Raw genomic sequence first — 24981 nt, 5'->3', positions numbered from 1 at the left:
CGGTCATCCCTTGATCACTCTATGGCGCTCATTTGCAAAGAATTGCCATAGAAGAGTGCGAAATGGATCATTCCGGCTTTACGTGTCCATGACTGATCGGGAAGGGTTTCCCACCGGGGCCCGACCAGCCCCCTTGGCGCCCAACAGCGCCATGTCTCAGGGCGGTTGGTGATCCCGGCCGCCTTCATCGAAGGAACCCTGATCAGATTGCGTAGACCGCACATACGTACCGTGGCGGTCGCCGTCGCGGTGACGACGGCTGCCACGGGCCTGGCCGGTACCGCCTTCGCCGGTCCCTCCACGGGGGTGGAGCGCACGTCCTCCGCCGCCCCGATCGCCACGACGGTGGTGGAGGCGGCGCGCACCGCGGCCTTCGCCCACGCCACGGCGACGGGCGTCTCGCAGGGCGACGAACTGCACGCCCAGGACGTCCTGGTCGACCCCGAGGGCGCCCGCCACGTCCGGTTCGTCCGGACGCACGGCGGCATGCCGGTGCTCGGCGGCGACCTCGTCGTCCACCTGAACCGGCAGCTGTCCTACACGGGGGTCACCCGCGCGGCCCGGCACACCGTCGAGCCGGCCACCACCAAGGCCAAGCTGACGCCGGCCCAGGCCGCCGCCAAGGCCGCCCAGGCCGCCGACGGCGAAGCGGGCAGCGCCGAGCTCGTGGTGGACGCCCGCGATGGCGCGTCCGCGCTCGCCTACCAGGTGCCGGTCACCGACGCGGCCGGCTCGCACACCGTCGTCGTGGACGCCGTCACCGGCAAGGTGCGCAGCAACACGCCCGACGCCGACGAGTTCCTGTCGCCGAAGCTGCTCGACGCGCTGCGCAGGCGGGGCGAGACGGCCGACCCGTCCACCGGCACCGGTGCCACCGGGAGCGCCGGCCTGCTCGGCTCCGGTCTTTCGGGCGCCACCCACTACCCGGCGACCGCGCACGGCACCGGCAACACCCTCTTCGTGGGCAAGGTGGGTCTGACCACCACGGCGACCTCGCGGGGCCACTACCAGCTGAAGGACCCCAGCCGGTACGGCACCGAGGTCCGGGACGCCAAGGGCAAGTACACGGAGAGCTTCGGCGCCGGCACGAAGTTCACCAACACCACCGACGTGTGGGGCAACGGCAAGACCACCAGCCGCTCCAGCGCCGCCGCCGACGCCCAGTACGGCATCACCAAGACCCTGGACTTCTACAAGAAGACCTTCAACCGCAAGGGCATCGCCGACAACTCCAAGGCCGCCCGCGGCATGGTCCACTGGGGCAAGAAGGTCGCCAACGCCTTCTGGGACCCGACCTGCACCTGCATGCTGTACGGCGACGGCGACGGCGACATGTTCAAGAAGCCGCTCGTCGTCCTCGACGTCACCGGTCACGAGCTGACCCACGGCGTGGTCGAGGCGACCGCCAACCTGCAGCCGACGTACGTCGACTCAGACGGCAACCAGTACGGCGAGCCCGGCGCGCTCAACGAGTCCCTCGCGGACATCTTCGGCTCCAACGTCGAGTTCTACGCGAAGAACGCGAAGGACACGCCGGACTACCTGATCGGCGAGAAGCTGGGCCTGCAGCAGAAGTTCCTGCGCCGCCTGGACCACCCGTCGCTCGACAAGCTCGAGGGCACGATCGACTACTGGGCGCCGGACACCGAGTCCACCGAGGTGCACGCGGGCTCCGGTGTCTCCTCGCACGCCTACTACCTCCTCGCGGAGGGCAGCGGCCAGAAGAAGATCGGCACGGTCACCTACAACTCGCCGACCTACGACGGTTCCACCGTCAAGGGCATCGGCCGCACCAAGGCCACGGCCATCTTCTACCGTGCGCTGACCCGCTACATGGTCTCCACGACCAGCTTCCACGACGCGCGCGTCGCGACGCTGCAGGCCGCCAAGGACCTGTACGGCGCGACCAGCACCGAGTACAGGACGGTGGACGCGGCGTGGGCCGCGGTCAACGTCACCGCCGCCAACACCCCGGCCGCCGGTCACTGACCGGCGCCCGAGCAGCACGGCACCACCGGATGCCCCGCCCCGCGCGGGGCATCCGCACGTGCGGCGCGGTCCCCGCCGGGGTGTGCACACGGCGCGGCGGCGGGACGCGGACCAGCCGGGGCACCCGGCGCCCTCGCCGGGCGCCCCGGTACCCCTGCCGCGGGCCGACCGGTCGGAGTGCCTTCGTCACCTGGGCGGCGGCCCCCTGCCGCTCCGACGGCCATGGCGTGCGGGTGTCGCCCGGAGCCGTGACGCCCGCGACCCGGGGTGTGCCCCGCCCGCCCGGCGCCGACCCCCGCGTGCGGCCCGGCCGAGCCGACGGGACGCGGTGCTTCGCGGGCCACCGGGACGTCCCGGACCGACCGCCCGGGACTCCCGCCCGCAGCACAGCGGGGCGCTCAGCGCAGTGTCTCGGCCCAGTTGTGCGGTACGCGGCCCGCCGGGCCCGGTACCGACTGGTCGGTGGGGTGGCCGGCGGGCGGTGCCAGCTCGGGGCCGGAGGAGTACAGCTCCTCGGTGTCGTAGTTCCAGAACCAGTCCTCGCCGGGCTCGAAGCTGCGGATCACCGGGTGCCCGGTGGCGCGGTAGTGGGCGGTGGCGTGCTTGGCGGGGGAGTCGTCGCAGCAGCCGATGTGGCCGCAGGCCGCGCAGCGGCGCAGGTGGAACCACCAGCCACCGGCCTCGTCGCACTCCACGCACCCGGTGCCGCTCGGCGGCGCGCTCGGGTCGATCGCGGCCTCGTCACTCATCGTGTCTCCTCCTGGGTCGTCAGTGCGGACGCCTCGTCCGGCGTCTCGGCGGTCAGCGGCAGCAGCACCTGGAACCGGGTGTCGCCGGGCACCGACTCGACCCGGAGGGTGCCGTGGTGCTTGTTGACGACGATCCGCCAGGAGATGTCCAGGCCGAGCCCGGTGCCCTGGCCGACCGGCTTGGTGGTGAAGAACGGGTCGAAGATCCGGTCCCTGATCTCCGGCGGCACCCCGGGCCCGGTGTCCCGGAACTCGACCAGCAGCCGCTCGTGGTCCGGCGCCGTCCGCACGGTCAGCGTGCCCTCCCCGCCCGCGCCGGCCATGGCCGACACCGCGTTGTCGACGAGGTTGGTCCACACCTGGTTCAGCTCCGCCGGGTAGGCCGGGACGGGCGGGAGCGAGCGGTCGTAGTCCTTGACCACGCGGATGCGCGGGCCGATCTTGCCGGACAGCATCAGCAGCGTGCTGTCGAGGAGTTCGTGCACGTCGACCACCCGGTAGGGCGCCCGGTCCAGCTGCGAGTACTGCTTGGCCGCGTCGACGAGGTGCGAGATCCGGGTGGTCGAGTCCTCGATCTCGTTCATCAGCAGCTCGGTCTCGATGGTGTAGTTGAGCCAGCCCACCGCCCCGGGCAGGATCTCCTCGCCGACCGCGGCCGCGACCTGCTCCAGCCAGTCGACGTCGAGCCCCGCCTGCACGAACGTGGGCGCGATCTGCCAGCCCTGGTCGATGCCGTGGTCCTCCAGCCAGTCGCCGAGGGCGTCCTCGCGGTCGGAGGCCTCCAGCGGGCTCAGCGCCGGCGCCTTCGCGACCCGTTCGGCGGTGCGCTCCTGGATCTCGATCAGGCTCGCCAACGCGTCCCGGGAGAACGGCCCTTCGGCGATCACGGCGAGCTTGTGCCGCATCTTCGCGACCCGCTCGCGCAGGCTCGAGGTGGCCCGCACCGCCGCGGCCGCGGGATTGTTCAGCTCGTGCGTGAGCCCCGCCGACAGCGAGCCGAGCGCCAGCAGCCGCTCCCGCTGACCGATCATGGCCTGGGTGTTCTTCGACCCGAAGAACAGGCCCTCCAGCAGGTGGACGGCCATCGGGAACCACTCGCTCATGATCGACGCGAAGGTGTCCGCCGGCAGCACGAAGAACCGCGTCGGCTCCGTCACCCGCATCGAGTTGTTGTACACCTGCCGCACCCGGTCCCCGAGGTACGCCTGCATGGCGCCCCCGTACACCCCGCGCTGCGAGGTCCGGCTGACCTCCACGTCGTCACCGCCGACGCGCCGCGAGAGCACCACCGTGCCCTCGATCATCACGTAGAAGCAGGTGGCGGGCTCCCCCTCGGCGTACACCGGGCCGGGCTGGAACAGCTCCACCCGGCCCGCGGCGCACAGCCGCCCCAACTGCTCGGGCGTCAGCTTCTCGAAGAGGAACAGCGATCCGACCTCCTTCGGGCTGCACGGCACCACCTGCCCGCTCACGACTGCTCCAGGTAGCGGTGGACGAGCATGACGGCCATGGCTCCCTCTCCGACGGCGGACGCGACGCGCTTGGCGGACTCGGCGCGCGCGTCGCCCGCGACGAACACGCCGGGAACGCTGGTCTCCAGGTGGTAGGGCGGCCGGTCCAGCTCCCAGCCCTCCGGCGGCCGCCCGTCGGCCGTCAGGTCGGGCCCGGCCAGGATGAACCCGCGCCCGTCGCGCAGCACCGTCTCGCCGAGCCAGTCGGTCAGCGGGGCCGCGCCGATGAACACGAACATCCACTGGGCGTCGACCCGTTCGCTGTCCCCGGTCGTCACATGACGCAGCGTCAGCTGCTCCAGACGGCCGGACCCGTGTGCCGCGTCGACCACCGTGCGGCTGCGCACGGAGATGTTCGGGGCGTCCTCGATCTGCTGGATCAGGTAGTACGACATCGACGCCGACAGGTCCGGGCCGCGCACCAGCAGGGTCACCGACTTGGCGAACCGGGACAGGTACATGGCCGCCTGCCCCGCCGAGTTGGCGCCGCCCACGATGTACACGTCGTGCCCCTGGCAGGCGGCGGCCTCGGTCAGCGCGGAACCGTAGAACACCCCGCACCCGGTCAGGTCGGTGCAGCCCTGCGCCTCCAGTTGCCGGTACTGCACGCCCGTCGCCAGGATGACGCTGTGCGCGGCGATCGCCGAGCCGTCGGCGAACCGCACGACGCGCGCCGCGCCGTTGACCTCCAGCCCCGTCACCTCGCGCGCGGTGAGGATCTCGGCGCCGAACCGGGAAGCCTGCCGCCGCGCCCGGTCGGTGAGCTGGGCGCCGGAGACGCCGTCGGGGAAGCCGAGGTAGTTCTCGATCCGGGAGCTCTGCCCGGCCTGCCCACCGGTCGCCGACCGCTCCACGAGCACGGTCCGCAGCCCCTCCGAGGCCCCGTACACGGCGGCTCCGAGCCCGGCCGGGCCGCCGCCGATGACCACGAGGTCGTAGAAGTCGGCCGCCGGCGTCGTCGCCAGCCCCACCCGCGCGGCGAGCTCGGGCGCCTCGGGCTCGACCAGGACCGTGCCGTCCGGGGCGACCACCACCGGCAGCCGCTGGCCGTCCTGCCCGGCCGCGTCCAGCAGCCGCCGCCCCTCCGGCTCCTCGACCGAGTACCAGCGGTACGGCACCTGGTTGCGGGCCAGGAACTCGCGCACGTCCGACGACCGCGCCGACCACCGGTGCCCCACGACCTTGGTGCTGGGCACCGGCTTGTAGGCGCTGCTGCGCCACGCCTGCAGCAGGTCGTCCAGCACCGGGTAGAGCTTCTCCTCCGGTGGGTCCCACGGTTTGAGCAGGTAGTGGTCCAGGTCGACGACGTTGATCGCGTCGATCGCCGCGTTGGTGTCCGCGTACGCGGTCAGCAGCACCCGGCGCGCGCCCGGGTACACGTCCAGGGCCTGTTCCAGGAACTCGATGCCGTTCATCCGCGGCATCCGGTAGTCGGCCAGGATGACGGCCACCAGGTCGCCGCGCAGCTTCAGCTCCCGCAGCGCCTCCAGCGCCGATTCGCCCGACTCGGCGCGCACGATCCGGTACGACTCGCCGTAGCGTCTGCGCAGGTCACGGGCGACGGCCCGGGAGACTCCCGGGTCGTCGTCCACGGTCAGGATGACGGTCCGCGCTGCGTCGGCGGCCTGTGCCATACGACTCCCACCCCGGGTCGGCTGCACGGCACGGCGGCGCTGGGCCGGCCGCACCGGTTCACGGACATCGTATGGTCGATCGGCCCGGTTCGCTCAGTAGATCTTCCCCGGCCGCCTTCGTGCGCCAGACTGGCCCGCGGACACCGATCATGAGGAGGCCCACGCGATGACACGCCCGATCACGGCAGGGGTGGACGGTACCGGGGAGAGCCTGGCGGCCGTGCACTGGGCGGCCCGGGAGGCCGTGCGCCGGAAGCTGCCCCTGCGGGTGGTGCACGCCTGGCGCTACGAGGAGTCGCTCGCCGTCGCCGACCGCGGCACGCAGCACGGCTGGGTGTCGCAGGGCGTGGCTGAGGCCGTCCGCGCCGTCCGCGAGCGGCACCCGGAGCTGGAGGTGACGTCCGGCGTCGTCGAGGGCGAGCCCGCCGAGGTGCTGGCCGATGCCGGGGCGCAGGCCGAGATGCTGGTGCTCGGCTCACGCGGGCACGGGCCGCTCGTCGGCTTCCTGCTGGGCTCGGTGGGCCGGCAGGTGATCGCCGAGACGGTCCGGCCGGTGGTCCTGGTGCGCGCCGGGGACCGGCCGGAGGCCGAGGCGGCCGGCCGGGACGTCGTCGTGGGCCAGCACGGCGGCCCCGAGGACAGCGCGGCCGCGCTGCGGTTCGCCTTCGAGGCGGCCGCCGCCCGCGGCGCGACCGTCCGCGCCGTACGGGCCTGGACGCTGCCGCCGGTCTTCGCCTACAGCCCCGGCTCGCTGAAGCTCCTGGACGACGCGGGCGGCCTCGAGCCGTACGAGAAGAAGGCCCTGGCCGAGGCGCTGCGGCCGTGGCGGGAGCGCTTCCCCCAGGTGCCCGTGGCCGAGCACGTGGAGATGGGCAGCGCGGGCCAGGTGCTGCTGTCGCTGGCCGGGCGGGCGCAACTGCTGGTCGTGGGGCGCCGGTCGCACCGTACGGCGGTCGGCGCCCGGGTCGGCTCGGTCGCGCACGGGGTGCTGCACCACGCCGAGTGCCCGGTCGCCGTGGTCCCGCACGAGTGAGCTACTCGGGGGTGGTCGGCTCCAGGGTGGTGCGGGCCCTGGGCAGGACGTTGGTGATGTAGTCCTCGACGGCGGTGCCGAGGCCGATGTCGTGCTGCGCCCGCTCGGACAGGTACCAGCGGTGCTCGAGGAGTTCGTGGTAGATCTCCGCCGGGTCCATGGTGCCGCGCAGCTCGGCGGGCACGGCCCGCACGGTCGGCCGGAACACGTCCCGCACCCAGCGGTGGGCGAGCACCTCCGGGCGGGCGGCCAGGGGGTCGCCCGGGGCGTAGTCGTCCTGGGTGGCCATCCAGCTCTCCAGGTCGTTCAGCAGCCGCCGGGCCTGGTTCTCCTCGGTGTCCAGGCCGGTCAGCCGCAGCAGCTGGCGCTGGTGGTGGCCGGCGTCGACGACCTTGGGCACGAAGGTGACGCTGTCGCCGCCCGGGGCGTGCTCGATCTGCATCTCGGCCACGTCGAACCCGAGGTCGTTCAGGCGGCGTATCCGGCGCTCCATGTAGTGGTACTTGCCGGCCGGGTACACCGAGGTCCGGGTCAGCTCCTGCCACAGCCCGCCGTAGCGGGTGCATATCTCGTGCCCGAACTCGATCGGGTCGACGGACGGGTGCAGCGCGCCCGACGCCTCCAGGTCCAGCAGCTCGCCGCTGATGTTCACGCGGGCGAGGTCGAGGTCGTAGTCGCGCTGCCCGGAGCTGAGCCGGGGGTGCAGGTCGCCGGTCTCGGCGTCCACCAGGTAGGCGGCGTACGCGCCGGCGTCCCGCCGGAACAGCGTGTTGGACAGCGAGCAGTCGCCCCAGGCGAACCCTGCCAGGTGCAGCCGGACCAGCAGCACGGCGAGGGCGTCCATCAGGCGGTGCATGGTCGCCGGGCGCATGGTCGTCTCGAACATCGAGCGGTACGGCAGCGAGCCGCGCAGGTGCCGGGTGACCAGCACCGGCTCCAGCGGCTCCCCTTCGGTGCCGGTGCGGCCGGTGACCACGGCGAGCGGGTCGACGGCGGGGATGCCCAGCCGGTCGAGGTCGCGCAGCAGCTCGTACTCGCGCAGCGCGGGCCGTTCGGCGAGCTCCTTGACGGCGATCACCTCGTCGCCGGCCCGGGCGTAGCGCACGACGTGCCGGGAGATGCCGCGGGGGAGCGGCACCAGGTACTCCTCGGGCCACTCCTCCAGGGGCACGTCCCAGGGCAGGGCGAGCAGGAGCGCGGGGTGCTCCGGGTTCGTTGCGCTGATCTGCAGAGCCATGGGAGGAACCTTAAGGGGCCCCTCGCGGAACTACCGGGCCGCCCGTTCCCCGGCCTGTTCGGCGGCGGCGCGCACCGGGCCCCGGTGCAGCGGGCCGTGCCCGGGCAGCAGGGTGTCGCCGTCGAGCGCCCCGATCACCTCCAGGGAGGCCAGCGCCTGGGCGCGCTCGTGGTGGAAGAAGGTGTGGAGCAGCTGGGGACCCTTGATCCGGGAGGTGGCGTGACCGCTGACCAGGGCGTCGCCGGATATCACGATCCCGGCGCCGGGCAGGTGGTAGACGCAGTGGCCGCCGGTGTGGCCGGGGGTGTGCACGGGCACCGGGCGGCCGGGCAGGTCGAGGGGGCCCTCGGCGGGGAACGGCTGGGGGGCCGTGACCGGGTTGTGCTCGGTCCCGCCCACCCGGATCACGTGCGCGGCCCAGGACAGCACGCCCGGCCGCCAGGCGTTGCGCACCACGTCTGCGATGGTGGCCTGCTGCAGGAACTCCCGCCGGGCGTGCGGGACCTCCCGGGGGTGCAGGTAGACCGGGATGCCGTGGGCGGCGCGCAGGTACTCGGCCGAGCCGATGTGGTCGTTGTGCGCGTGGGTGATCAGGACGGCGGCCACCGCCTCCGGTGCGGCGCCCACCGTGGCGAGGGACTCCAGGACCCCCTCCCGGTCACCGGGGTAGCCGGTGTCCACCAGGGTGACGGCGTCGCCGTCCTTCAGGATCACCCAGTTGGTGTGGTGGCCGTGCACCAGGTAGGTGCCGTCGGCGACTTGGCGTACCTCTGCCCGCATGATCTCCCCGAACCCCTGAGCGGCTGTGCGTCGGGGACAGCCAACCAGATACCGCACCGCTCCCCGCAAGAGGCCGGGGGTCAGCGCACGCCCCGCGGCCGGAACTGGACGCTGATGCGCGGTCCCGCCGCCCGTGTCGTCTTGGGCACGCAGTGCTCCCACGTGCGCTGGCAGGAGCCGCCCATCACGATGAGGTCGCCGTGGCCGAGCGGCCGCCGCACCACCGTGCCGCCGCCCCCGGCGGGCCGCAGCAGCAGGTCCCGGGGCTCGCCCACGGACAGGATCGCGACCATGGTGTCCTCGCGGGCGCCCCGGCCGATCCGGTCCCCGTGCCAGGCCACGCTGTCCCGGCCGTCGCGGTAGAAGCACAGGCCGGCGGTGGCGAACGGCTCGCCCAGCTCCTCGGCGTAGTGCGCGGACAGGGCCGTACGGGCCTCGTCGAGCACGGGGTGCGGCAGCGGGTCTCCCTCCGCGTAGTGGGCGAGCAGGCGCGGTACGGCCACCACGTTGTCGTACATCTTCCGGTGCTCGGCCCGCCAGGGGACCTCGGCCGCCAGCCGTTCGAACAGGGCGTCGGCGCCGCTGAGCCAGCCCGGCAGCACGTCGATCCAGGCGCCGGAGCCCAGCCCGGTCCGGCGCAGCCCGCCGAGGGAGCCGAGCCGCAGCTCGTCGGTCTGGTCGAACAGGGAGCCCTGGAGGTGCGTGGCCATGGGGCCAGCGTACCCCTTAATCGAAAATACGTTCCCATGTGATCAACGGTGTGCGCGGGGCCGTTTCGATACATCGACGTATCCGATACATTGACGTATCCGAAGCGGAGGAGAGCGGGCGGAAGAGGGGGCGGTGCGCGTGCGGGAGACGCCCGAGACGGCCAGGCGCGTCACCCGGCGCCGGGTGCGGACCCGGGCCCGGCTGCTCGGCGCCGCGTTCGAGGTGTTCGCCGCCAAGGGCTTCGGCCGGGTCTCCATCGAGGAGGTCTGCGAGGCCGCCGGCTTCAGCCGGGGCGCCTTCTACTCCAACTTCGCCACCCTGGACGAGCTGTTCTTCGCGCTCTACCGGGAACGCGCCGACCTCATCGCCGCCCAGGTGGCCGACGCCCTCGCCCAGGACGGGCCCGACCTGGACGTGCCCGCCTCCGTGGACCGGGTCACCGAGGTGCTGCTCCTGGACGTCGACTGGCTGCTGGTGAAGACCGACTTCCTGGTGCACGCGGCCCGTGACCCGGCCGTCGCCCAGGCCCTGCTGGACCACCGCGGCCGGCTGCGCGAGGCCGTCGCCGACCGGCTCTCCCGGGCCCGCGGCCACACCGAACTGCCCGCCGTGCTCGGCGGCGCCGACGGCGCCGCCCGCGCGGTGGTCGCGGCCTACGACGGCGTCACCACCCAGCTGCTGCTGGACAGGGACGTCGACGCCGCCCGCGGCTGGCTCAAGCAGCTGCTGACCGCCCTGCTGACCGACGGCGGCGGCGTCCCGACGCGGAAGCCCTAGCAGCAACCGAAGTCGTACAGGTCTTCAGAGGGAAGGACACCGAACGCCATGGACGCGGACGTCATCGTCGTCGGAGCGGGCCTCGCCGGCCTGGTCGCGGCGCACGAACTCACCAGCCGGGGGCGGCGCGTCGCCCTGGTCGACCAGGAGAACGCCGCCAACCTCGGCGGCCAGGCGTTCTGGTCCTTCGGCGGCCTCTTCCTCGTCGACTCGCCCGAACAGCGGCGCCTCGGCATCAAGGACTCCCTCGACCTCGCCTGGAACGACTGGCAGGGCAGCGCCCGGTTCGACCGGGTCGAGGACGAGGACTCCTGGGCGGTGCGCTGGGCCCGCGCCTACGTCGAGTTCGCCGCCGGCGAGAAGCGGTCCTGGCTGCGCGGGCACGGCATCGAACTGCTGCCGACCGTCGGCTGGGCCGAGCGCGGCGACCTCAGGGCGGACGGCCACGGCAACTCCGTACCGCGCTTCCACATCGCCTGGGGCACCGGCACCGGCGTGGTCGAGCCCTTCGTCCGCCACGCCCGGCAGGCCGCCCGGGACGGGCTGCTCACCTTCCACCACCGCCACCGGGTCGACGAACTCGTCGTCGCGGACGGCGCGGCGCGCGGCGTGCGCGGCACCGTGCTCGCCGCGGACGACGCGCCGCGGGGCGTCGCCTCCAGCCGCGAGCGCCTCGGCGACTTCGAGCTGACCGCGCAGGCCGTCGTCGTCACCACCGGAGGCATCGGCGCCGACCACGACATCGTCCGCCGCTACTGGCCCGCCCGGCTGGGCACGCCGCCCGCCGAGATGGTCACCGGCGTCCCCGCCTACGTCGACGGCCGGATGCTCGACATCAGCGCCGAGGCGGGGGTGCGCCTGGCCAACCGGGACCGGATGTGGCACTACACCGAGGGCCTGCAGAACTGGGACCCCGTCTGGCCCGGCCACGGCATCCGCATCCTGCCCGGCCCGTCCTCCATCTGGCTCGACGCCCTCGGCCGCCGCCTGCCCGACCCCTGCCTGCCCGGGTACGACACCCTCAGCACACTCAAGTACCTGCGCACCACCGAGGACATCGCCGGCTACGACCACTCCTGGTTCGTCCTCACCCGCAGGATCGTCGAGAAGGAGTTCGCGCTCTCCGGCTCCGAGCAGAACCCCGACATCACCGCCAAGGACCGCAAGGCCGTGCTGCGCGACCGGCTGCTCGGCAAGGGCGCTCCCGCCCCGGTGCAGGCGTTCCTCGACAAGGGCGCCGACTTCGTGACGGCCGGCACCCTGGAGGGGCTGGTCGAGAAGATGAACGGCCTGACCGGCGAACCGCTGCTGGACGCGGCCGGGGTGCGCCGCCAGATCGAGGCCCGCGACCTGCAGATGGCCAACCCCTACAGCAAGGACGCCCAGGTCCAGGGGATCCGCAACGCCCGCCGCTACATCGGCGACCGCCTCGGCCGGGTGGCCGCGCCGCACCGCATCCTCGACCCGGCCGCAGGTCCCCTGATCGGCGTCCGGCTGCGCGTGCTGACCCGCAAGACGCTCGGCGGCATCCAGACCGACCTCGACTCCCGCGCCCTCGGCTCCGACGGCACCCCGATCGACGGGCTGTACGCGGCGGGCGAGGTGGCCGGCTTCGGCGGCGGCGGCGTCCACGGCTACAACGCCCTGGAGGGCACCTTCCTCGGCGGCTGCCTCTTCTCCGGGCGGGCGGCCGGCCGGGCGGCGGCCCGGCAGACGGCCTGACGCCTGCTGACCTGCCCTCGCGGGCCGACTCCCCGAGGCCGCCGAGCAGTTCGGCGGCCTCGGGCGTCCCGGCACCCCCGATCCGGGCCATCGGACCGCGACGCGGCACGACTTGACCGGAAAGAGGGCGAAACCGGTCCACCGTATGCATAGTCTGTGCGCGAAACGATCATCAGCCACCCCCTAGGCTTTGAGGAGTGCCCGTGACGCCACCGCGCAGACAGGCCCCCATAGGACGTACCGCAGTCCTCCGCCGCGAGGCGGTCCTCGCCACCGTCCCCGTCGCCGTCGCGGCGCTGCTCGGGGCCGCGGGACCCGCGGCGGCCGGCACGACGGGCGCGGCCGGCGCGGGCGACCCCTACTTCCCGCTCAGCGGCAACGGTGGATACCACGTCAGCCACTACGACCTGACGCTCGGTTACGACACCGCCACCCGCCACCTCGACGGCAAGGCCGTGCTCACCGCCCGCGCCACCCAGAAGCTCACCCGCTTCGACCTCGACCTCAAGGGCCTGAAGGTCACCGGCGTCACCGTCGACCGCACGGCCGCCGCCTTCCGGCGCAGCGGCCAGGAACTCGTGGTGACCCCCCGTCACACCCTGCGCGACGGGCAGGTGTTCCGCGTCACCGTCACCTACCGCGGCACGCCGAAGCCGGTCACCGACCCGGACGGCTCCGCCGACGGCTGGATCCCCACCGACGACGGCGCGTTCGTCGCGGGCGAACCGCAGGGCGCCATGACCTGGTTCCCGGCGAACAACCACCCCAAGGACAAGTCGTCGTACGACTTCACCCTGACCGTCCCGAAGGGACGCACCGCCGTCGCCAACGGCGTGCTGCGCTCCGAGCGCACCGCCCACGGCCGCACCACCTTCCGCTGGCACCAGGCCGAGCCGATGGCCGCCTACCTGGCCACCGCCACCATCGGCAAGTTCCAGGTCGAGCGGTACACCACCCGCGACGGCGTCCAGGTGTACAACGCCGTCGACGCGCGCGAGGCCCGCGCGGCCGCGCCCGTGCTGAAGAAGCTGCCCTCCGTCCTCGACTGGGAGAGCAAGCTGTTCGGGCCCTACCCGTTCCGCGCCGCCGGCTCGATCGTCGACCACGCACCGGACGTCGGCTACGCCCTGGAGACCCAGAGCCGGCCCGTGTACGACAGGGCGCCCGACCTGAGCACCCTCGTGCACGAGAACGCCCACCAGTGGTTCGGCGACTCCGTCTCGCTGACCACCTGGAAGGACATCTGGCTCAACGAGGGCTTCGCCACCTACGCCGAGTGGCTCTACGCCGAGCAGCACGGCGGCGACAGCGCGCAGAAGACCTTCGACGCCCTCTACGCCCGCCCCGCGAGCGACCACCTGTGGGCGTTCCCGCCCGGCGACCCCGGCAGCGGCGCCAACATCTTCGACACGCCCGTCTACGCGCGCGGCGCGATGACCCTGCACGAGGTGCGCAAGGCCGTCGGCGACACGGACTTCTTCCGGATCCTGCGTGCCTGGGCGACCGCCCACCGGGCCGGGCACGGCACGACGGCCCAGTTCGTCAAGCTGGCCGAGCACGTCTCCGGCAAGGACCTGGACGCCCTGTTCCACACCTGGCTGAACACGAAGGGCAAGCCGAGTCAGGCCTAGAACCTGACAGGTTCCACACATGAGTCGGCCAGAGTCCGACGCATGATCCAGCGCAGAACCGCCGTCGCTCTCCTCGCCTCCCCGCTGCTGCTCACCGGCTGCGGCGGCGGAGCCGAGGCGACCGGGCGCCGGCCCACCGCCACCGGCCGGGCGACGGCGGCCGCTCCCGCGCCCCGGACCACGGCGCAGGTAGCGCCGCGGGGCATACCCGGCCTCGGACCCGCGACGACGGCCGCGATACCCGCGCGCTGCCGGCAGGCCGTCGTCGTCACCGGACGCGGCCGGAACTCCCCGCTCTGCACGGTCGTTCTGCACCGGCGCACGGAGGCCGGCTGGCACGCCGGCCACGCCTGGTTCGGGCACAACGCGCTGCGCGGCTGGACCACCCACCACCTGGCCGGCGACCTGCGCTCACCGGCCGGCGTCCACACCCTCAGCGACGCCGGCGGCCTGCTCCCCGACCCCGGCAGCCGGCTCCCGTACCACCACTCCGCCGGCTTCGCCTCGCCCGGCACCGGCTTCCACGGCGAACCCCTCGCCGGATCCTTCGACCACGTCATCGCCGTCGACTACACCCGCGAGCCCGGCACCTCCCCCCTGGACTGGACCCGCCCGCTCGGCCCCCGCCGCGGCGGCGGCGTCTGGCTGCACGTCGACCACGGCGGCCCCACGCACGGCTGCGTCAGCGTCGCCCGGGCCCACATGAGGGAACTCCTGCGCACCCTCGACCCCCGGCACCATCCGGTGGCCGTCATGGGAGACGCCGACCTGCTCGCCCGCTGACGCCCTTAGGATCCGAACTCGTGTGCGCACATGTGCTGGTCGCCGAGGACGACGAGAAGCAGGCCGAACTCATCCGCCGCTCCCTGCTGGCCGAGGGGCACACCGCCACCGTGGTGCACGACGGCGCCGCCGCGCTCGACGCCGCCCGCCGGCTCGGACCCGACCTGGTCGTGCTCGACCTCATGCTCCCGGTCGTCGACGGCTTCGGCGTGTGCCGGGTGCTGCGCGACGGCGAGGACCCCGGCATCCCCGTGGTCATGCTCACCGCCCGCTCCGCGGAGGACGACGTGCTGCTCGGCCTCGAACTGGGCGCCGACGACTACCTGACCAAGCCGTACAGCCCGCGCGAGCTGATGGCCCGCATCCGCACCGTGCTCAGGCGCAGCGGCCGCGGCACGGACGCCCGGGGCGGAGACCCGGTGGTGCGGGCCGCCGGGATCAGCGTCGACCCGGTGCGGCACGAGGTGCGCCGCGCGGGCGAGCCGGTGGAGTGCACGCCCGCCGAGTTCCAGATCCTGCCGGCCATGGCGGGGGAGCCGGACCGGGTCTTCACCAGACGGCAGTTGCTGCGGTGCACCCGCGGCTTCGACCGGGCCTCCACCGAACGGGCCGTCGACGTGCACATCATGAACCTGCGCCGGAAGATCGAGGCCGACCCGCGACGGCCGGTACGCCTGGTGACCGTGTTCGGCGTCGGCTACAAACTGAACGGCGGCCGGGCGTGAGACGCCGGATACCGCTGCGCAAACGGCTGCTCGTCCGGCTGCTCTCCGTCTCCGCCCTCATCGCCGTCTGCTCGGTCGCGGCCACCGCCTGGCTCGCGGTGACGACCACCACCAGTGCCCTGAAGGAGGAGCAGGGCCAGGACCTCGCCGCCGACAACCGCATCCTGGCCACGCTCAGCGGCTACGCGGCCACCCACGCCGACTGGTCGGACGTCCGGCGCACCGTCCGCGGGCTGTCCCGGGCGACCGGCCGGCGGATCGCCCTCACCACCGCCGACCGCACCCCCGTCGCCGACTCCGCGCCGCACGGCACCCCGCTGCCGCCCCGGCCCGCCGCCACCGTCGACCGACCGAGCGGAAGGCCCTGGAGGCGCAGCAGGACCTGGCCCGCCCCTGCATGAAGCGGGCGGTCCTGGACCTCGGTGAACCCTGTTTCTCACCTATGCTGCACCCAGGTGCAGCCCTACATCTCCCCAGCTGCCGAGCTGCTCCTCGACATCGGGGACCAGAACCGTTCATGTGGACTGAGCGGGGTTGAGCCCGGCCAGCCGCGCGCCCCGAACGGTCCTGGGCGCACTGGTCCCTGGCGTACTCAACCCCGGGGCGGCGACATACATCGCGTGCGTGGTCCGACCTGGGAGGCCAGTTCCCTGTGCGAACTGTGAACGTCGTTACAGCCAAAGGCGACAGGGAGGCCCTGAACCGTCACTCCGGTGGAGCAGGGGCCCCGCACGCCGACGCCGTACCTGGCGTCCCAGATCGCACGATCACTTAACCCAGTCGGCTCAGGGCAGCGCAAGTCCGAGAGTTGACCGTCACACGATGGAGTTAGTGTGACTTGACGTACGCATCTTGAGAAGCAGCACCAACCCCTCCCGCTTCGACATGTCCCCGGCCAACAAGGCCAAGGTGGTCGGCGCGGCCGGTCGGTGGAACTGTGGGTGGCGCGCCGCCTGTACGACTACGCGCACCTGCCGCACGAGAAGGGCCCCGGCGTGCGTCCCTGGGTCCTGTCGGGCCGGGAGACGGGCCGGGGCCCGGACAACGAGCCGCTCGTCGTGGACGTGGACCCGCTGTGCCGGATCGCCGACGGCGTGATCGACGAGGCCAGGGCCGAGGTGGCCCGGCAGGAACGCGCGTGGGGGCCGCTGCGCCGCGGTGGACGCTGAGCGGCCCCCGACGGGCTGCGGGTCAGCCGGAACGCGGCCGGGAGCGGGCGCGGCGCCGCAGTGCGCGCCGCTCCAACTCGGTCGTCCCGCCCCAGATGCCGATGCTCTGGTCCGTGTCCATCGCCCAGTCCAGGCACTGCTCCTGAACGGGGCAGCGGGCGCACACCGCCTTCGCGCGCTGGGTCTGCACCTGCGCGGGCCCGGCGGTGCCGATGGGGAAGAACAGATCGGGGTCCTCTTGGCGGCACACGGCATGGTCGCGCCAGTTGTTCATCGATGTCTCCTGCGATCTCAGTCGTCCGTGCCTGTCGAATGGTTGCGTCCGGTTCGGGTGACCGGTCAGGACGGCATGAAACAGCGGAAACCCCACGAGGACGGTGAGACGGCCGGGTGACGGCCGGACGGAGGCCGTCTCCGGTCACTGCTCGCGCAGGCCCCAGGGGGAGTCGTACGCGGTCAGCAGGTCGAGGAACGGACGCGCGGGGAACGCCTCCGGGCCCAGCACGCCCGTGCCCGACCAGGCACCGGTGGCGAGGAGTTCGAGCGCGACGACCGGATTGACCGCGGTCTGCCACACCACCGCCTGGCAGCCGTACTCCGCCATGGACCACTGGTTGTCGACCACGTGGTACAGGTACACCTCGCGGGGCGCCCCGTCCTTCGTGCCGCGCACCCACGTGCCCGCGCAGGTCTTGCCGTGCATCCGCTCGCCCAGCGTGGCCGGATCGGGCAGGCAGGCGGCGACCACGTCCCGCGGCGAGACCCGCACGGGGCCGTCCGGGCCGGGCACCGTCACCGGCGCCGTGCGGTCCAGTCCCAGTCGGTGCAGGGTCTTCAGCGTCTCGATGAACTCCCCGCCCAGCCCGTACTTGAAGGTGACCCGCCGCGCGCCGACCCACCGCGGCACCAGCAGCACCTCCTCGTGCTCGACGTTCACGCACTCCACCGGGCCGATGCCCTCGGGGAAGTCGAACACCTCCGGCTCGCTGAACGGCGCGGTGGTGAACCAGCCGCGCCCCTCCTCGTAGACGACCGGCGGGTTCAGGCACTCCTCGATGGTGGTCCAGATGCTGAAGGAGGGCGCGAAGTCGTAGCCGTCGACGGTGAGGTTCGCGCCGTCGCGGACGCCGATCTCCTCGATCGTGTCGAACAGTTCGTCGGCCGCGTACCGGGCGAACACGTCCGACAGGCCGGGCTCCACGCCCATGCCGACCAGCGCGAGCGCGCCCGCCCGCTCCCACTCCGCGGCCGGCGCGAACTGCTCGTCGCCCAGCTTGACCCCGCACTCCTCGTACGGCCGCTCGGGGTGCGGCCGGGACAGCGACATCGCCATGTCGACATAAGTGGCGCCGGCCGCGCGCGCCGCCCGGAACAGCGGCATGACGAAGCGCGGGTCGGTGGCGTTGAGCAGGACGTCGCAGCCGTGGCCGGAGAGCAGGGCCGCCACCGCCGCCTCGTCGCCCGCGTCCACCCGCGCCGCGCGGAACCGGTCGCCGGCGTCGCCGAGGGCCGCGACCGCCGCCTCGGCCCGGGCCGGGTCGTAGTCGGCGACCACCATCAGGTCGAAGAACGGACGCCGGGCCGCGATCCGGGTGATCGCGGTGCCCACACCGCCGGCTCCCACGAGCAGTACACGCATGATGAAGAACTCCCTGCCTGAGATCTGGGACGAAGAAACGGAACGGATACCTGGCAGGCGCGCCTTGACCCGATACAACGCCGCGGCGTGGCGTAAGGTCAATGGCGTTGGCATAAGGGCCGCTGGCATCAGCCACCGGTTCCCGGGCCCCAGGAAGGATCCGCCGTGCCCAAGCCCGTCGTGCCCGAGGAGCGGCGCCGCCGGCGCCGGCCGACCCGGAGCGGCACCGTGCTGTCCGAGCGGCTGATCGTCGACACCGCGCTGCGGCTGTTGCGCGAGCACGGCAGCAGCGGGCTCACCGCGCGCCGCCTGGGACTCGCCCTGGACTGCGACCCCAGCACCCTGTACCGGTACTTCCGCGGCATGGACGACCTGACCCTGGCCATCGGGGACGCGCTCATCGGGCAGGCGCTGCGCGGGTGGGCGCCGACCGGGCGGTGGCGGGCGGACCTCGAGGCGATCGGGCTGCGCATCCACGCCGCGTACGTGGCGCACCCGCAGGCCGCGCTGCTGACCGCGAGCCGGGTCACCGGCCGCGCGCACGAACTGGCCGCCGACGAGGCGGTGCTGGACGTCCTGCGCCGGGCCGGGTTCCCGCTGCCCGAGACGGTCCGCATCTACCACGCGTTCATCGACCAGACGCTGGCCTTCGCCGCGCTCGACTCCGCCTCCCTGGCCCTGCCGACCGCCTCCCAGCGGGCCGACGAGGACCAGTGGCGCTCGACCTACGCCCGGCTGCCCCGCACGACGCACCCGCGCATCGCCGAGGCGGCCCCGCTGCTGGCCCGCCGCATGCTCACCAGCGCCTACCCGACGGCCCTGGACATGCTGCTGGACAGCGCCGCGACCCGGCTGGAGCAGCCGGGGTGACGGACACCGGGGGCCGCGCCCGGCTCAGTCCCGCAGCGCCTCGCGGGCCGTCGCCGCCACCGCCTCCGCCAGCGCCGCCAGGGCCGGGGAGTCGAGCTTCCACTGCTGCCAGTAGAGGGGGAGGTCCGTCCAGTCGTCGGGGGTGAGCAGGGTGAGCCGGCCCTCGGCGAGGAGGGGGGCCGCCTGGGGCTCCGGGATCATGCCCCAGCCCAGGCCCGCCGCGACCGCGTCGAGGAAGCCCTCCGAGGTGGGCACGTAGTGCCGCAGCGGGCCGGCGGCGGTGCCGCCGAGGTGGCGGACGAACCCGTCCTGGAAGTCGTCCTTGCGGTCGAAGACCACGACGGGCGCCGCGGGCAGGAGAGCGCGCAGGGACCCGTCCAGGTGGCGTTCGGCGAACCCGGGCGCGGCCGCCGGCAGGTAGCGCATCCGGCCGAGCGGGCGGACCGAGCAGCCGGGCACCGGGTCGGGGGAGGAGGTCACGGCGGCCATCACCAGCCCCTCGCGCAGCAGCGCCGCCGTGTGGTCCTCGTCCTCGCGGTGCAGTTCGAAGCAGAGCCCCGGCGCCCGGGTGAGCGCGCCGAGGAACCAGGTCGCCAGCGAGTCCGCGTTCACCGCGACCGACACCCGGGTCGGCTCCCCGGCACCGCTCATCCCGAGCTCGCCGCGCGCGTCCCGCTCCAGCCGGACCAGCTGCCGGGCGAACCGCACCAGCACCTCCCCGGACTCCGTCGGCCGCACCGGCTTGGTGCGCTGCAGCAGCACCCGGCCCGTCCGCTGCTCCAGTGCCTTGATGCGCTGGCTGACCGCGGACGGCGTCAGGTGCAGGGCCGCGGCCGCCGCGTCGAAGGTGCCCTCGTCCACCACGGCCAGCAGGGTGCGCACCTGGTCCAGCGGAAGCTCCGTCATCACGAGAGCTAAGGGTACGTAAGAATCTTTAGCTGTACGAGCGGTGATCGTCCGCTTAGCGTCGAGGACATGAACCACGCCCTGACCGCCGCGGCCGCCGGATTCGGCACCGGCCTCTCCCTGATCGTCGCCATCGGCGCCCAGAACGCCTTCGTCCTGCGCCAGGGGGTGCGCCGCGACGCCGTCCTCGCCGTGGTCGGCATCTGCGCCCTGTCCGACGCGGTCCTCATCGCGCTGGGCGTCGGCGGCGTCGGCGCGGTCGTGGTGGCGTGGCCGGGCGCGGTGCGGGCCGTCGGGCTGGTCGGCGGCGTGTTCCTGCTGTGCTATGGCGCCCTGGCCGCCCGCCGGGTGCTGCGGCCCGGCACCGGCCTCACGACGGACGGCGAGGCGGCCGGCTCCCGCCGCCGCGCGGTCCTGACCTGCCTCGCGATGACCTGGCTCAACCCGCACGTCTACCTGGACACCGTCTTCCTGCTCGGCTCCCTCGCCGCCGACCGCGGCCCGCTGCGCTGGACCTTCGGGCTCGGCGCCGCCCTGGCGAGCCTGTGCTGGTTCGCCGCCCTGGGCTTCGGCGCCCGGCTGCTCGGCCGCCTCCTCGCCCGGCGCTCGGCCTGGCGCGTCCTGGACGGGCTGGTCGCCGTCACGATGCTCGGCCTCGGCGCCCTGCTCGTCAGCGGCGCCTGAGACGAAGGATTCGGTACCCCCGGCCGGTCCTGCCATAGTGATCCCGCATCGAAAGGTGTAAGAACCAACCTCTGCCGACGACCAGGACGCCCGTGGACACCAGCGAGAGCAGCAGCACCGCCCCCGACACCGCCGGTCCGGACGCGCCCGCCCCGCCCCGGCGCGGCTGGCGCCGCTGGGCGATGGACACCCGGCCCCTGCGCATCCCGGCCTACCGGCGCCTGTGGTCGTCGACCGTCGTCACCGCCGTGGGCAGCCAGCTGACCGCCGTCGCCGTCCCCAAGCAGATCTACGACATCACCCACTCCTCGGCCTGGGTCGGCTACGCCAGCCTCGCCGGCCTGGTGCCGATGGTGGTGTTCGCGCTGTGGGGCGGGGCCGTCGCCGACACGGTGGACCGGCGCAGGCTGCTGCTGGTCACCAACTGCGGGATCGCCGTGACCTCGCTGCTGTTCTGGGCGCAGGCCGTCACCGGCCTGGACTCCGTCGCCGTGCTGATGGTGCTGCTCGCCGTGCAGCAGGCGTTCTTCGGCCTGAACTCCCCGGCCCGCAACGCCTCCATCGCCCGCCTCGTGCCCGCGCGGGAACTGCCCGCGGCCAACGCGCTCGGCTCCACCGTGATGCAGACCGGCGCCGTCGCGGGCCCGCTGCTGGCCGGTGTGCTGATCCCGGTCATCGGGCTGCCCGAGCTGTACCTCGTCGACGCGCTCGCCCTGTGCGTCACCGTGTGGGCGGTGTTCCGGCTGCCCGCGATGCCGCCGCTGGGCGACGGGCCGGCCCGCCGGGCCGGGCTGCGGGCGATAGCCGACGGCTTCCGCTACATCTCCGGGCACAAGGTGCTGCTGCTGTCCTTCCTCGCCGACATCGTCGCCATGGTGTTCGGCATGCCCCGCGCGCTGTTCCCGGAGCTGGCCGCGCAGACGTACGCCTCGTGGGGCGAGGGGCTCGCGCTCGGCGTGCTGTTCGCCGGCATCCCGGTCGGCGCGGTGCTCGGCGGTCTGTTCTCCGGTGTCTTCTCCCGGGCGCGCCGGCACGGCTGGATGGTGATCGGCGCGGTGGTCGGCTGGGGGGTCGCCGTCGCCGGGTTCGGGCTGAGCGGGAACCTCTGGGTGGCCGTGGCGTTCCTCGCCGCCGCGGGTGTGGCCGACATGGTCTCCATGGTGTTCCGCGGGGCCATCCTGCTGTCCGCCGCGACCGACGACATGCGCGGCCGGATGCAGGGCGTGTTCACCGTGGTCGTCGTGGGCGGCCCGCGCCTGGCCGACGTCCTGCACGGCACGGCCGGCTCCGCCTTCGGCCCCCGGGCGGCCGTGGCGGCCGGCGGCGCGCTGGTCGTCGCGGTGATGCTGGCGCTCGCCGCCGCGGTCCCGGCGCTGCGCCGCTACCGGATCTGAGGGCGGTCGGCGCCCGGCCTCAGATCAGCCCGGTGCGCCGCCGGATCGCGTACTGGTCCATCAGCTTGCCGCGGGTCGTCTCCAGCCGGTGGGCGAGGATCTCGGCGACCGTCCGCACCAGGGAGAGCCCGAGCAGCGGGTCCTCCACGCACAGTGCCAGCACGGACGGCCCGTCGAACTCGTAGGCGCGTACGTTGCTGAACGCCACCGCGCCGAAGTCCCACTCGTACGGCGGGAAGAGCCAGGACCACCCGAGCATGTCGCCCGCGCCCAGCGTGGCCACGGTGACCCGCTGCCGGGAGGTGACCTGCTGGTCCAGGTGGACCGCGCCCGAGCGGATCACCCAGAAGCGGTCGGCGGTCCCGCCGGGCTCGAAGATCCGGCTGTCCTCCGGGAAGGACACCTCCCTGGCCAGCTCCATCAGCCGCTCGCGCTGGGCCTGCGGCAGGGCGGTCAGCAGTTTTATCGCTTTGGTCATGGCGCGGGGCTCCTCGCCGGCAGCGGTACGGACGCGTCCCTCGATTGCCTCTCGGGTGCTTCCCTAAGCCCATTTCAGCCGCTGCCGCCGTCCGGGGCACCTCGAAGGACGCGGATTCTCCCGGCGGTCCCTCGTGCGGGCATGGAAAAGCCCTGGCTGGACGGGGGAGGCCAGCCAGGGCCGTACGGGGTGGCGAGGGAGGACCGCTCGGATCGACTCCGTCACCGCGTATGGATGAACACTAAACCATTCGGTCGGAGTTCGCCCAATCGTGAGCGGGTCAGGTGACCTGTTTCACTCCCGGCGCGGCCGCGGGCCTGCCGCCCGGGTCGACGATCTCCTCCAGCACCCGCAGCACCGCCTCGTAGGCCCCCGCCCGGACGGACGCCTCGCGCGCCCCGTCCGGATCGGTCGCCGTCAGGCTCTGGGCCCGCTCCCGCCAGGCCCGTTCCTCCTCGGCCGCCCGGTCCCTGCCTCGCCGGATGCGCCGCAACACCTCGTCCGCGTCCACCACTTCGGTCATGGGAACCGGGTACCCGGCCGTCGGGCGGTGATGGCACCGGCAGGGGCGGTGTCCGCCAAACGTGTTTGACGTCACGCAGAGAGGTCAGCCGGAAAAGGAGAACCCGTCAAACCGGGCACGATACAGGGAGGGAAACGGATGCGCGAGACGTATCGGAACGACTCCTCGGCAGACCTGCGGGAACCGTGCCGGACCCTGCCGTCCCGGCCGGCCGACGCCCGCCGGACGGTGCGGCGGGTGGTGCACGAGCGGTGCGCGGCCTGCGCCTACACCTGCGACGCCGGCGCCCTCGAGGACGCCCTGCTGGTCACCTCGGAACTCACCACCAACGCCATCCTGCACGGCGGCGGCATCACCGACTTCGACGTCGACGTCGACGGCGTGGACGTCAGCGTGTCGGTCAGCGACCGCAGCGACGAGCTCCCGGTGGCCGCCGCCCCCGCCGACGACTACGGCCGCTCCCGGCTCGGCGGCCGCGGCTGGCCCATCGTCTGCAGGCTGGCCAGGGACGTCACGGTCGCCGATCTGCCCCGCGGCGGCAAGCGCATCACGGCCGTCGTCCCCCTGCGCTGAGACCCCACGGGCGAAGTTCCGGCAAAACGGCGTTTGCCATCGGGGCGCAGGGGCAGGCGGAATCTTGTGCTTCGGACCGGAGGCGCGCGCCCAGCGGAGATCTGCACTGCTGCTGCGGCCCCCTCCGGCGGGCCCAGGCGGTGTCTCCGCGGCGAACCCTGACAGCACCGTTCGGGCGAGGACCAGGAGCCCCACGTTCCACCCCGCCCTGAAACCCCGTTCAGGAGCGATTCCGCATGCTGACCGACATGTCGACAAGCCGTCCCGGTACGCCCGACAACACCGCCACCGCCCCCGCCGCGCCCCTACGGCGTACCCACGACGACGCTCCCGACACCGCGGCGCTCTTCGCCCGGATGGCGGAGCTGGAGGACGGCCCCGAGCGGGACGCCGTCCGCGACGAACTCGTGACGGCGTGGCTCCCCATGGCCCACCGCATCGCCGGCCGTTTCCGCGACCGCGGCGAGTCCGTGGAGGACCTGCGCCAGGTGGCCGCGCTCGGGCTGGTCAAGGCCATCGACCGCTTCGACCCCTCCCGAGGGGCCTTCGAGAGCTACGCCGTGCCCACCATCACGGGCGAGGTCAAGCGGCACTTCCGGGACCGGATGTGGGCCCTCAGGGTGCCCCGCCGGGTGCAGGAACTGCGCAACCGCGTGCGGGTGGCGCGCCGCGACCTCACCCAGAACCCCGGCAGCCCCGAACCGAGCGCCGCCGACATCGCCGCCCACACCGGCCTCACCGAGGAGGAGGTCGCCGCCGGCATGGAGGCGCTGGAGAGCTTCAGCACCCTCTCCCTGGACGCGGAGCTGTCCAGCGGCGACGACGGGTACAGCCTGGCCGACACCCTGGGCGCGGCCGACTCCTCCTACGACGTCGTGGTCGACCGCGAGGCCGCCAAGGAGGGCCTGCGCCGGCTGCCCGAGCGGGAACGGGCCATCCTCTACATGCGGTTCTTCGAGGACATGACGCAGAGCCGCATCGCCGACAAGCTCGGCATCTCCCAGATGCACGTCTCCCGGCTCATCAGCCGCAGCTGCGCCCGGGTCCGCGACGAGGTGCTGGGGCAGGGGCCCGGTGGCCGGGGCGCCCTGTGAGCCCGAGCCCCGGACCGAGGAGCCTGCCCGCATGCTGATGCCCTCTCCCGCCGTCCTGCGCGGGCTCGTCGAGGAGTACGAGACGCTGCTCGCCGAGGAGACCCTCGCCGGAGCGGCGGAGCCGAGCCCGCGCCTGCGGGACCTCGGCTACACCCTGTGCGTGTCCACCGGCACTCGGGAGATACGCGGCGCCCTGGCGGCGGCCCGCGCCCACCTGGCCACGACGGCATCCGCGCCGGCCCCCCCGGCCGCGCCCCGGTCCGATCCGCCGGCCGACCGGCCCGGGCCCGCCACCGCCTCGGTCATCGCGCTGCGTCCCGGTGGGCACCTCGCGACGCCGGCCGCCGAGGCGCCCCTGGCGGCAGGCGG

The 24981-nt window shown here is 73.4% G+C and carries 24 protein-coding genes and 2 pseudogenes; 15 read left to right on the top strand and 11 right to left on the bottom strand.

The features are described 5' to 3' along the window. The first annotated feature begins 231 nt into the window (after nucleotides 1–231). On the top strand, nucleotides 232–1989 hold the full coding sequence (locus AQJ66_RS04435) for a M4 family metallopeptidase (RefSeq protein WP_244162743.1): 1758 nt from the start codon (nucleotides 232–234) through the stop codon (nucleotides 1987–1989). Between the two features lie 398 nt (nucleotides 1990–2387). On the opposite strand, the gene AQJ66_RS04430 is transcribed toward AQJ66_RS04435, so the two are convergent. From AQJ66_RS04430 to AQJ66_RS04420, 3 genes are read right to left on the bottom strand one after another with little or no spacing between them, the layout of a single operon-like run. Next, the gene (locus AQJ66_RS04430) at nucleotides 2388–2738 is read right to left on the bottom strand and encodes a UBP-type zinc finger domain-containing protein (RefSeq protein WP_061916869.1); all 351 of its coding nucleotides are present in this window, start codon (nucleotides 2736–2738) and stop codon (nucleotides 2388–2390) included. Further along, entirely contained in the window at nucleotides 2735–4210 is a 1476-nt protein-coding gene (locus AQJ66_RS04425; RefSeq protein WP_061916866.1) for an ATP-binding protein, read from the bottom strand. Before AQJ66_RS04425 ends, AQJ66_RS04430 begins: the two co-directional genes overlap by 4 nt. Next, nucleotides 4207–5883 carry an NAD(P)/FAD-dependent oxidoreductase gene (locus AQJ66_RS04420; RefSeq protein WP_061916861.1) on the bottom strand — a complete coding sequence of 559 codons (1677 nt, stop codon included), beginning with the start codon at nucleotides 5881–5883 and terminating at the stop codon, nucleotides 4207–4209. Before AQJ66_RS04420 ends, AQJ66_RS04425 begins: the two co-directional genes overlap by 4 nt. A gap of 166 nt (nucleotides 5884–6049) precedes the next feature. Between AQJ66_RS04420 and AQJ66_RS04415 the strand changes: the two genes are divergently transcribed. Continuing rightward, nucleotides 6050–6916 carry a universal stress protein gene (locus AQJ66_RS04415; RefSeq protein WP_061916858.1) on the top strand — a complete coding sequence of 289 codons (867 nt, stop codon included), beginning with the start codon at nucleotides 6050–6052 and terminating at the stop codon, nucleotides 6914–6916. A 1-nt stretch (nucleotide 6917) separates the two neighbouring features. On the opposite strand, the gene AQJ66_RS04410 is transcribed toward AQJ66_RS04415, so the two are convergent. From AQJ66_RS04410 to AQJ66_RS04400, 3 genes are all read right to left on the bottom strand, one after another. Further along, on the bottom strand, nucleotides 6918–8153 hold the full coding sequence (locus AQJ66_RS04410; RefSeq protein ID WP_061916855.1) for a DUF4032 domain-containing protein: 1236 nt from the start codon (nucleotides 8151–8153) through the stop codon (nucleotides 6918–6920). 30 nt (nucleotides 8154–8183) lie between these two features. Further along, nucleotides 8184–8933 (bottom strand): MBL fold metallo-hydrolase, encoded by a 750-nt coding sequence (locus AQJ66_RS04405; RefSeq protein ID WP_061916852.1) that lies wholly within the window; start codon nucleotides 8931–8933, stop codon nucleotides 8184–8186. An 80-nt stretch (nucleotides 8934–9013) separates the two neighbouring features. Continuing rightward, nucleotides 9014–9643 (bottom strand): alpha-ketoglutarate-dependent dioxygenase AlkB, encoded by a 630-nt coding sequence (locus tag AQJ66_RS04400; protein WP_061916849.1) that lies wholly within the window; start codon nucleotides 9641–9643, stop codon nucleotides 9014–9016. A 139-nt stretch (nucleotides 9644–9782) separates the two neighbouring features. Between AQJ66_RS04400 and AQJ66_RS04395 the strand changes: the two genes are divergently transcribed. The 7 genes and pseudogenes from AQJ66_RS04395 to AQJ66_RS04365 all read left to right on the top strand — a co-directional run. Beyond that, nucleotides 9783–10421: a TetR/AcrR family transcriptional regulator gene (locus tag AQJ66_RS04395; protein ID WP_061918251.1), complete on the top strand. Its 639-nt coding sequence runs from the start codon at nucleotides 9783–9785 to the stop codon at nucleotides 10419–10421. 48 nt (nucleotides 10422–10469) lie between these two features. Further along, nucleotides 10470–12143 carry an FAD-binding dehydrogenase gene (locus tag AQJ66_RS04390; RefSeq protein ID WP_061916846.1) on the top strand — a complete coding sequence of 558 codons (1674 nt, stop codon included), beginning with the start codon at nucleotides 10470–10472 and terminating at the stop codon, nucleotides 12141–12143. A 203-nt stretch (nucleotides 12144–12346) separates the two neighbouring features. Next, nucleotides 12347–13774 carry a M1 family metallopeptidase gene (locus AQJ66_RS04385; RefSeq protein WP_061916843.1) on the top strand — a complete coding sequence of 476 codons (1428 nt, stop codon included), beginning with the start codon at nucleotides 12347–12349 and terminating at the stop codon, nucleotides 13772–13774. Between the two features lie 42 nt (nucleotides 13775–13816). Continuing rightward, entirely contained in the window at nucleotides 13817–14557 is a 741-nt protein-coding gene (locus AQJ66_RS04380; protein ID WP_061916840.1) for a L,D-transpeptidase family protein, read from the top strand. Between the two features lie 20 nt (nucleotides 14558–14577). Continuing rightward, nucleotides 14578–15282: a response regulator transcription factor gene (locus AQJ66_RS04375; RefSeq protein ID WP_061916837.1), complete on the top strand. Its 705-nt coding sequence runs from the start codon at nucleotides 14578–14580 to the stop codon at nucleotides 15280–15282. Continuing rightward, a pseudogene (locus AQJ66_RS04370) lies at nucleotides 15279–15629 on the top strand (two-component sensor histidine kinase); the annotation flags it as partial. The gene AQJ66_RS04375 and the pseudogene AQJ66_RS04370, both read left to right, overlap by 4 nt. Before the next feature lie 576 nt (nucleotides 15630–16205). After that, nucleotides 16206–16451 (top strand): annotated as a pseudogene (locus AQJ66_RS04365) (DUF6098 family protein); the annotation flags it as partial. A gap of 22 nt (nucleotides 16452–16473) precedes the next feature. Here the strand turns inward: AQJ66_RS04365 and AQJ66_RS04360 are convergent. Both AQJ66_RS04360 and AQJ66_RS04355 read right to left on the bottom strand, forming a co-directional pair. After that, nucleotides 16474–16725, bottom strand: coding sequence for a WhiB family transcriptional regulator (locus AQJ66_RS04360; RefSeq protein WP_061916831.1), 252 nt, complete (start codon nucleotides 16723–16725; stop codon nucleotides 16474–16476). A 144-nt stretch (nucleotides 16726–16869) separates the two neighbouring features. Further along, a complete protein-coding gene (locus AQJ66_RS04355) occupies nucleotides 16870–18090 on the bottom strand; it encodes a saccharopine dehydrogenase family protein (protein ID WP_061916829.1) in 1221 nt (406 codons plus the stop codon). A 165-nt stretch (nucleotides 18091–18255) separates the two neighbouring features. On the opposite strand from AQJ66_RS04355, the gene AQJ66_RS04350 reads away from it, so the two are divergent. After that, nucleotides 18256–18960 carry a TetR/AcrR family transcriptional regulator gene (locus AQJ66_RS04350; protein WP_061916826.1) on the top strand — a complete coding sequence of 235 codons (705 nt, stop codon included), beginning with the start codon at nucleotides 18256–18258 and terminating at the stop codon, nucleotides 18958–18960. Between the two features lie 24 nt (nucleotides 18961–18984). On the opposite strand, the gene AQJ66_RS04345 is transcribed toward AQJ66_RS04350, so the two are convergent. Next, nucleotides 18985–19869, bottom strand: a complete 885-nt coding sequence (locus tag AQJ66_RS04345; RefSeq protein ID WP_061916823.1) for a LysR family transcriptional regulator ArgP — start codon at nucleotides 19867–19869, stop codon at nucleotides 18985–18987. Between the two features lie 66 nt (nucleotides 19870–19935). On the opposite strand from AQJ66_RS04345, the gene AQJ66_RS04340 reads away from it, so the two are divergent. Continuing rightward, entirely contained in the window at nucleotides 19936–20550 is a 615-nt protein-coding gene (locus AQJ66_RS04340) for a LysE/ArgO family amino acid transporter (RefSeq protein ID WP_061916820.1), read from the top strand. A 92-nt stretch (nucleotides 20551–20642) separates the two neighbouring features. Beyond that, nucleotides 20643–21944: an MFS transporter gene (locus AQJ66_RS04335; RefSeq protein ID WP_061916817.1), complete on the top strand. Its 1302-nt coding sequence runs from the start codon at nucleotides 20643–20645 to the stop codon at nucleotides 21942–21944. 19 nt (nucleotides 21945–21963) lie between these two features. Here AQJ66_RS04335 and AQJ66_RS04330 read toward each other — a convergent pair whose 3' ends face one another. Both AQJ66_RS04330 and AQJ66_RS04325 read right to left on the bottom strand, forming a co-directional pair. Further along, nucleotides 21964–22422, bottom strand: coding sequence for a cyclic nucleotide-binding domain-containing protein (locus AQJ66_RS04330; RefSeq protein WP_061916813.1), 459 nt, complete (start codon nucleotides 22420–22422; stop codon nucleotides 21964–21966). Between the two features lie 280 nt (nucleotides 22423–22702). Further along, nucleotides 22703–22945 carry a hypothetical protein gene (locus AQJ66_RS04325; RefSeq protein ID WP_061916810.1) on the bottom strand — a complete coding sequence of 81 codons (243 nt, stop codon included), beginning with the start codon at nucleotides 22943–22945 and terminating at the stop codon, nucleotides 22703–22705. A 138-nt stretch (nucleotides 22946–23083) separates the two neighbouring features. Here AQJ66_RS04325 and AQJ66_RS04320 point away from each other — a divergent pair, with 138 nt between their 5' ends. The 3 genes from AQJ66_RS04320 to AQJ66_RS40830 form a co-directional block, all read left to right on the top strand. Then, nucleotides 23084–23518: an ATP-binding protein gene (locus tag AQJ66_RS04320; RefSeq protein WP_061916807.1), complete on the top strand. Its 435-nt coding sequence runs from the start codon at nucleotides 23084–23086 to the stop codon at nucleotides 23516–23518. A 236-nt stretch (nucleotides 23519–23754) separates the two neighbouring features. Continuing rightward, nucleotides 23755–24612, top strand: coding sequence for an RNA polymerase sigma factor SigF (locus tag AQJ66_RS04315; RefSeq protein WP_061916804.1), 858 nt, complete (start codon nucleotides 23755–23757; stop codon nucleotides 24610–24612). A gap of 31 nt (nucleotides 24613–24643) precedes the next feature. Beyond that, nucleotides 24644–24981 (top strand): DUF5133 domain-containing protein (locus AQJ66_RS40830; protein WP_061916801.1); only part of this gene is annotated, 338 nt, incomplete at its 3' end.

This window comes from Streptomyces bungoensis (assembly GCF_001514215.1).
Classification (GTDB): Bacteria; Actinomycetota; Actinomycetes; order Streptomycetales; family Streptomycetaceae; genus Streptomyces; species Streptomyces bungoensis.
The sequence above is the reverse complement of the archived record's forward strand: the minus strand, read 5'-3'. Positions and strand labels throughout refer to the sequence as shown.

Bases quoted from the DNA above. Each gene is read 5' to 3' on its own strand.
- AQJ66_RS04415 (WP_061916858.1), top strand. From the start codon at position 6,050: ATGACACGCCCGATCACGGCAGGGGTGGACGGTACCGGGGAGAGCCTG.
- AQJ66_RS04325 (WP_061916810.1), bottom strand. From the start codon at position 22,945: ATGACCGAAGTGGTGGACGCGGACGAGGTGTTGCGGCGCATCCGGCGA.
- AQJ66_RS04340 (WP_061916820.1), top strand. From the start codon at position 19,936: ATGAACCACGCCCTGACCGCCGCGGCCGCCGGATTCGGCACCGGCCTC.
- AQJ66_RS04405 (WP_061916852.1), bottom strand. From the start codon at position 8,933: ATGCGGGCAGAGGTACGCCAAGTCGCCGACGGCACCTACCTGGTGCAC.
- AQJ66_RS04430 (WP_061916869.1), bottom strand. From the start codon at position 2,738: ATGAGTGACGAGGCCGCGATCGACCCGAGCGCGCCGCCGAGCGGCACC.
- AQJ66_RS04390 (WP_061916846.1), top strand. From the start codon at position 10,470: ATGGACGCGGACGTCATCGTCGTCGGAGCGGGCCTCGCCGGCCTGGTC.
- AQJ66_RS04320 (WP_061916807.1), top strand. From the start codon at position 23,084: ATGCGCGAGACGTATCGGAACGACTCCTCGGCAGACCTGCGGGAACCG.
- AQJ66_RS04360 (WP_061916831.1), bottom strand. From the start codon at position 16,725: ATGAACAACTGGCGCGACCATGCCGTGTGCCGCCAAGAGGACCCCGAT.
- AQJ66_RS04400 (WP_061916849.1), bottom strand. From the start codon at position 9,643: ATGGCCACGCACCTCCAGGGCTCCCTGTTCGACCAGACCGACGAGCTG.
- AQJ66_RS04420 (WP_061916861.1), bottom strand. From the start codon at position 5,883: ATGGCACAGGCCGCCGACGCAGCGCGGACCGTCATCCTGACCGTGGAC.
- AQJ66_RS04410 (WP_061916855.1), bottom strand. From the start codon at position 8,153: ATGGCTCTGCAGATCAGCGCAACGAACCCGGAGCACCCCGCGCTCCTG.
- AQJ66_RS04380 (WP_061916840.1), top strand. From the start codon at position 13,817: ATGATCCAGCGCAGAACCGCCGTCGCTCTCCTCGCCTCCCCGCTGCTG.
- AQJ66_RS04355 (WP_061916829.1), bottom strand. From the start codon at position 18,090: ATGCGTGTACTGCTCGTGGGAGCCGGCGGTGTGGGCACCGCGATCACC.
- AQJ66_RS04330 (WP_061916813.1), bottom strand. From the start codon at position 22,422: ATGACCAAAGCGATAAAACTGCTGACCGCCCTGCCGCAGGCCCAGCGC.
- AQJ66_RS04315 (WP_061916804.1), top strand. From the start codon at position 23,755: ATGCTGACCGACATGTCGACAAGCCGTCCCGGTACGCCCGACAACACC.